7 protein-coding genes and 1 pseudogene are annotated in these 5,232 nt (G+C 71.1%); 4 read left to right on the forward strand and 4 right to left on the reverse strand.

Going from position 1 to position 5,232, the window contains the following annotated elements:
• The first annotated feature begins 130 nt into the window (after positions 1-130).
• The 4 genes from VIP82_RS21340 (at position 131) to VIP82_RS21355 (ending at position 2,586) form a co-directional block, all read left to right on the forward strand.
• Positions 131-640 carry a carboxymuconolactone decarboxylase family protein gene (locus VIP82_RS21340; protein ID WP_331912352.1) on the forward strand — a complete coding sequence of 170 codons (510 nt, stop codon included), beginning with the start codon at positions 131-133 and terminating at the stop codon, positions 638-640.
• Between the two features lie 59 nt (positions 641-699).
• Complete coding sequence (locus VIP82_RS21345) at positions 700-1,395, forward strand: tyrosine-protein phosphatase (RefSeq protein ID WP_331912364.1); 696 nt, start codon at positions 700-702, stop codon at positions 1,393-1,395.
• 93 nt (positions 1,396-1,488) lie between these two features.
• Positions 1,489-1,965: an SIP domain-containing protein gene (locus VIP82_RS21350; RefSeq protein WP_331912354.1), complete on the forward strand. Its 477-nt coding sequence runs from the start codon at positions 1,489-1,491 to the stop codon at positions 1,963-1,965.
• 63 nt (positions 1,966-2,028) lie between these two features.
• Positions 2,029-2,586, forward strand: a complete 558-nt coding sequence (locus VIP82_RS21355; protein WP_331912356.1) for a hypothetical protein — start codon at positions 2,029-2,031, stop codon at positions 2,584-2,586.
• Between the two features lie 10 nt (positions 2,587-2,596).
• Here the strand turns inward: VIP82_RS21355 and VIP82_RS21360 are convergent, their stop codons facing one another.
• The 4 genes and pseudogenes from VIP82_RS21360 to VIP82_RS21375 all read right to left on the reverse strand — a co-directional run.
• Positions 2,597-3,055, reverse strand: coding sequence for a Fe-S oxidoreductase (locus VIP82_RS21360; RefSeq protein WP_331912358.1), 459 nt, complete (start codon positions 3,053-3,055; stop codon positions 2,597-2,599).
• Entirely contained in the window at positions 3,052-3,885 is an 834-nt protein-coding gene (locus tag VIP82_RS21365; RefSeq protein WP_331912360.1) for an arginase family protein, read from the reverse strand. Before VIP82_RS21365 ends, VIP82_RS21360 begins: the two co-directional genes overlap by 4 nt.
• 150 nt (positions 3,886-4,035) lie before the next feature.
• Positions 4,036-4,773, reverse strand: a complete 738-nt coding sequence (locus VIP82_RS21370) for a PspA/IM30 family protein (protein ID WP_331912362.1) — start codon at positions 4,771-4,773, stop codon at positions 4,036-4,038.
• A 98-nt stretch (positions 4,774-4,871) separates the two neighbouring features.
• Positions 4,872-5,232: pseudogene (locus VIP82_RS21375) on the reverse strand (TPM domain-containing protein); the annotation flags it as partial.

Below are 5,232 nucleotides of genomic sequence, written 5' to 3' on the forward strand. Positions count from 1 at the left end.
GTCGATGCCGGCCTCCGCCGCCTGCTCGGGAAGGAACGAGAACTCGTCGATGGGGTCGCTCACCCGCTCATTGTGCCCCACGGTGAAGACGCCCGGCCCGACGCCGCCGACCCGTCGGTAGTCTGGCGTCATGACGGCAGAACACCGCGTGCACCTCTCGCGAGCGGCGCGACCCGCCTACCAGGCGCTCTCCGCGTTCTCGAAGACCGTGGGCGGCATCGCCGCCGAGAACGGTATCGACGACCGGCTCAAAGAGCTGGTGCAGATCCACGCCTCGCAGCTCAACGGCTGCGCCTACTGCGTGCGCGTGCACGTCGAGCGGGCGGTGGCCGCTGGGGTGACGGCGGACGACATCGCCCAGCTGCCGGTCTGGCGTGAGTCGGGCGTCTTCTCGGATCGTGAGCGCGCCGGTCTGGAACTGGCCGAGGCCTACGTCTACATCCACGAGGCGGGCATCCCCGACGAGGTCTACGACAGCGTCGGCGGCGTGCTGAGCGAGAAGGAGTATGTGGCGCTCAGCTGGATCCTCGTGTCGATCAACGCGTTCAACCGCATCGCGATCGCGGGCCGCTACAGCACCCCGCCGCGCGACGACCTCGTCGGCGAAGACAAGGACGCCGCCGCGGGCGCCGCGTGGTGACCGTTCCCTCGCCGGCCTCCGGCGACGCTCTGCCGGCCGACCCGTTCGTGCCGGGGGCGATGAACCTCCGCGACGTCGGCGGCCTGCGTGCGGGCTCGGGAGCGACGCGTCACGGAGTGCTGTTCCGCTCCGGCAACCTCGCACGCCTCGATGCCGACGGCACGCGCGCGCTGGCGCAGCTCGGCCTGCGGCGCATCATCGACCTCCGCGCCGACGACGAGATCGCGCGCGAGCCCAGCCGCATCGCCGGCCTCGACATCGTGACGCAGCGCGTGCCCCTGTTCCTGGGGTCCGTCGAGTCGTTCTTCCGCGACGATCTCAGCCTCGACGAGATGTACCGGCGCCTCGTCGACGATTCATCGCAGGGCGTCGTCGCGGTCGTGCGCGGCATCCTCGCCGATCAGCCGGTGCTCGTGCACTGCACGGTCGGCAAGGACCGCACGGGCGTGACCATCGCGCTCACCCTCGCCGCCGCGGGGGTCGACACCGAAGCCGTCGTCGGCGACTACGCCCGCACCGAGGGTCTGCTTCCGCCGCAGCGCAACCGCAAGATCGTCGACACGCTGCGCTCCCTGCATCCTGAGGCGGTTCACCTCGAAGATCTGGCGACCCGCTCACCCGCGCCGGTCATGCGCGCCCTCCTCGACGATGTGACGCACCGGTACGGGTCGGCGGGGGACTATCTGCGCGCCCACGGCCTCGCGGACGACGAGATCGCCGAGCTTCGCCGCGTGCTGCTCACGCCGGACGCCTGAATCCCCGCGTCAGCGCGCGCGAGGCGCTGATTTCTTTCGCTGTGTATCACTGAGGTAAGGCAACCCTTCATAGGTGGTTATACTGGAGGAGCCATGCCCCACACCACACAGCCTCAGGCCGTCGCGCACAACGCGTCGGCGTGCCGTGCGTCCCGGCACACGCGCGTGCAGCACCTGATCACGGCGGACGAGTCCTCGCTGGCCGAGCTCGAGGCCGTGCTCGCGACGCTGCCGATCTGCTCGACGGGCCGGGTCTTCATCGAGATCCCCGACGACTCGTGGCACGCGGACATCGCGGCACCGAGCCGCATGGTCGTGACGTGGCTGGATCGCTCGCAGCGCTCCGGCGCACCCGGCACCGGCCGCGGCTGCGCATCGGGCGAGGCCCTCGCACGCGCCGTCACAGCCTGGGCCGACGAGATGCTGTGCGCCGAGGACGACCAGACCCGCATCCACCTGCTGGGCGGCTACCTGGGCACGGCCGACATCGTCGACCACCTCGTCGAGCTCGGCATCCGCGCGGACTCCATCCACGCGCCCGAGCAGTACGGGCTGACCACCGCGCGCTGATCGCCGCGCCGGCACGCCGCGTGCCGGGGTGCTCCAGCGCCCGCGATCGGTACAGTCGTGCGCATGACGCAGACTGCCGCCGCCTCGCCCGCGCTCGCCGTCGACCCGCGCGACCTCCGCATCCCGACCTGGATCGTCGTGTGGCTGACCATCTCGGCCGTCATCCAGACGTATGACGCGTGCTACGTGCTGCTGGGTCCGCTGTCGCACGCCGGAGGGCCCCTCGCCGCTTTCTGGCCCGGCCATGTCTTCTACGGCACGTTCGACCATCGCTACGGGCAGTTCGACGCCTTCGGCAGCGCGCAGAGCTGGGCGAATCTCATCGAGGTCGTGTTCATCGTGTGGGCGCTGTTCCACGCGCGCCGCTGGTCCGGTCTCGTTGTGGCGCTCCTGGTTACGGTGGCCACCTTCTGGAAGACCGTGATCTACTTCCTGGTCGAGGCCTCGAGCGGACTCGAGATGACGCGGCAGTCGCTGGAGCGCGGCGACCTCATGGGCTTCCTCATGGTCGCGGTGCTGCCGAACCTCTTCTGGATCGTCTTCCCGCTCGCCGTCGTGATCGTGCTGGGCCGCCAGGTCTACCGCGTCGGTCGTGCCGCCTCTGCCTCCGTCGCAGGTTGAGGGGCCGCGGTCAGGCCGTGCCGCGCGGCACGTAGTTGCCGTCCGCCAGGCCCGCTTCGATCTCGAACCGGTTGCGCAGCGGATTGCGGCCCGCGAACAGGTACAGCAGCGGCATGAGCAGGCCGTAGCGCTGCCACTGCCGCTTGTGCACGGCCTCGTGCCGCAGCAGCGCATCGCTGATGCGCCCGTCGCCGGTGAGGAAGCATCCGCCCACGCACGAGCCGCCCCGTGGGAAGGTCCAGCGCGGCATCCCGCGGAACACCCACAGACCCTCGCGCTTCTCGATCGGGCCGGTGCTCCACAGCGTCCCCCACACCCATCCGACCGCGCAGCCGTACCAGTAGCCGACGCGGCTGATGGGCGAATCCAGCAGGAACGACGGGATGAGCTCGTCGACGCGCCTGCCGCGGGCGACGGCGCGCTCGGCCGCGACGCGCCAGCCCGCCGGTGGCTGCGGGACCGGGCTCATGCGAGCGCCCCGATCACGCGGAGGATCGCACCCAGGTCGTCGGTGGCGGCGTCCGCCGACGCGGGGGAGTAGCCCGCGAGGGATGCCCCGACCAGCGGCACCCGCTCGCGCAGGCGCCCGATCGCGACGGTCAGCTCCGCGACGGTGACGCCGAACGGCTCGGGATGGGCGTTGCCGGCGATCTCCGCCGGATCCAGCGCATCGATGTCGACGTGGATGTAGACCGCTTCTGCCCCGGTGGCGAGCACCGCATCGGCGAGGGCGTCGGCATCCCGCAGCGCCTCCACGGTGAGCGCGGTGATGCCGAAGTCCGCGACGGCCGCCAGCTCGGGATCGTCGAACGAACGCGCGCCGCCCACGATGACCCGCTCGGCCGCAATGGCGCCGTCGAGCCGCAGGCCGGGTTCACCGTCGCCGATGACGGCGCGCAGCACCATGCCGGCGAACGCGCCGGAGGGCGACGAGTCGGGCGAGTTGAGGTCGGGGTGCGCATCGATCCACACCACGGCGAGCCCGGGGAAGCGGCGCGCGGCGTGGGCGATCGGCGCGAGCGCGATGCCGCAGTCGCCGCCGATGGTCAGCACGGGCTCGTCGGGTGCGCCGACGTCATGCGCATCGAGCGCGTCGGCGACCATGCCGCGCACCCGCTGCAGAGCGCTGAGGCGGTGGATGCCGGTGCCCAGCGACTCGCCGGCCTCCATCGGCACATCGAGCACCGTGGTCGAGGACCGGGGGAGGTCTCCCGCGATGGCCTGGGCGCCGTCGATGAGCTGCATCGCCCGGGAGGAGGGGCTTCCCTGCCACTGCGGAACCACCAGGTATCGCGTCATCCCCTCATCTTCTCGTACACCGGCGGCTGCGGCATCCGTCCGCGCAGCGGGGAGCCCTGCTGTGGGCGAACACGACGCGCGTGGAGTCGCCGCAGACGGCGAAGGGCGCCGGATCCTCGCGGACCCGGCGCCCTCGTCACCCCGGAGGGGTCAGTTCTCGATGGCGGCCTGCACCGGGGTGCCGGACTTGAGCGCGGCGAGGCGCGCCTCGACCTCCGTCAGCTCGCCGACGTCCTCGAGCGCGTTGAACTGGGCGTCGAGGCTCGACGCGGCGAGCTCCTGCTTGCCGGCGGCCAAGGCCTCCTGGCGGCGGACCTTGTCTTCGAACCGGCCGAGCTCGCTCGTCGGATCGAGCACGTCGATCGACTTGACGGCGTCGTGGACCTTGTTCTGGGCCTCGGCGGTCTTGGCACGCGCCAGCAGTTCGGAGCGCTTGGACCGCAGCTGCTCCAGCTTCTGCTTCATGCCGTTGAGGCCCTCTTTGAGCTTGTCGACGACCTCGTTCTGCGTCGCGATGGTCGGCGCGATCGCCCTCGCCTCGTTCTCCTCGCTGATCTGGCGCTGCAGCGCGATCTTGGCGAGATTGTCGAACTTGTCGGCGTCGGTGGTGTTGCCGGACTTGCGCAGCTCGTCCGCCTTGCGGCTTGCCGCGAGGGCCTTGTTCCCCCACTCGGTGGCCGCCTGGACGTCCTCCTGGTGGTCGCGCTCGAGCAGACGCAGGTTGCCGATCGTCTCGGCGATGGCCGACTCGGCGTCGGCGATCGAGTTCGTGTAGTCGCGCACGAGCTGGTCGAGCATCTTCTGCGGGTCCTCTGCGGAGTCGAGGAGTGCGTTGATGTTCGCCTTCATGAGGGTCGAGATGCGACCGAAGATGGACTGCTTCGCCATCGGATTTCCTTCCTATCGGACTTCAGTTCTGGGTCGATGAGTTCTGGTCGGGGATGGATGCCGCGCGCGTCGCGTGCGGGCGGCTCCGCGGGAAGAGGTCAGAAGCGGCCACCTCCTCGGCGGGCGCGTGTGCCGCCGCCTCCGAAGCTACCGGGTCGCATACCGCCGCCCGAGGAACGGCCACCGCCGCCCAGCATGCCGCCCAGGCCGCCCATGCCGCCGCCGGAGGAGCGCCCGCCGCTCAGCACCGAGTTGAGCACGATGCCGCCGAGCACCGCGCCGAGCATGCCGCCGCCGGACTGGCCGCCGCCCGGCGACCCGCCGCCGAACATCCCGCCCATGCCGCCGTCGAACGCGCCGACGTCGTTCTGCGCGAGCTGGATCGCCTGCCCCGCGAGCTGGTCGGCGCGCTGCGCCTGCTGCATGGCCTGCTGCGGATCGATGGCCTGCAGGGCCTGG

It is taken from the genome of Microbacterium sp. (assembly GCF_036566905.1).
GTDB lineage: Bacteria > Actinomycetota > Actinomycetes > Actinomycetales > Microbacteriaceae > Microbacterium.

Coding starts and splice junctions, on each gene's coding strand:
- VIP82_RS21340 (WP_331912352.1), top strand. CDS start 131: ATGACGGCAGAACACCGCGTGCACCTCTCGCGAGCGGCGCGACCCGCC.
- VIP82_RS21345 (WP_331912364.1), top strand. CDS start 700: ATGAACCTCCGCGACGTCGGCGGCCTGCGTGCGGGCTCGGGAGCGACG.
- VIP82_RS21350 (WP_331912354.1), top strand. CDS start 1,489: ATGCCCCACACCACACAGCCTCAGGCCGTCGCGCACAACGCGTCGGCG.
- VIP82_RS21355 (WP_331912356.1), top strand. CDS start 2,029: ATGACGCAGACTGCCGCCGCCTCGCCCGCGCTCGCCGTCGACCCGCGC.
- VIP82_RS21360 (WP_331912358.1), bottom strand. CDS start 3,055: ATGAGCCCGGTCCCGCAGCCACCGGCGGGCTGGCGCGTCGCGGCCGAG.
- VIP82_RS21365 (WP_331912360.1), bottom strand. CDS start 3,885: ATGACGCGATACCTGGTGGTTCCGCAGTGGCAGGGAAGCCCCTCCTCC.
- VIP82_RS21370 (WP_331912362.1), bottom strand. CDS start 4,773: ATGGCGAAGCAGTCCATCTTCGGTCGCATCTCGACCCTCATGAAGGCG.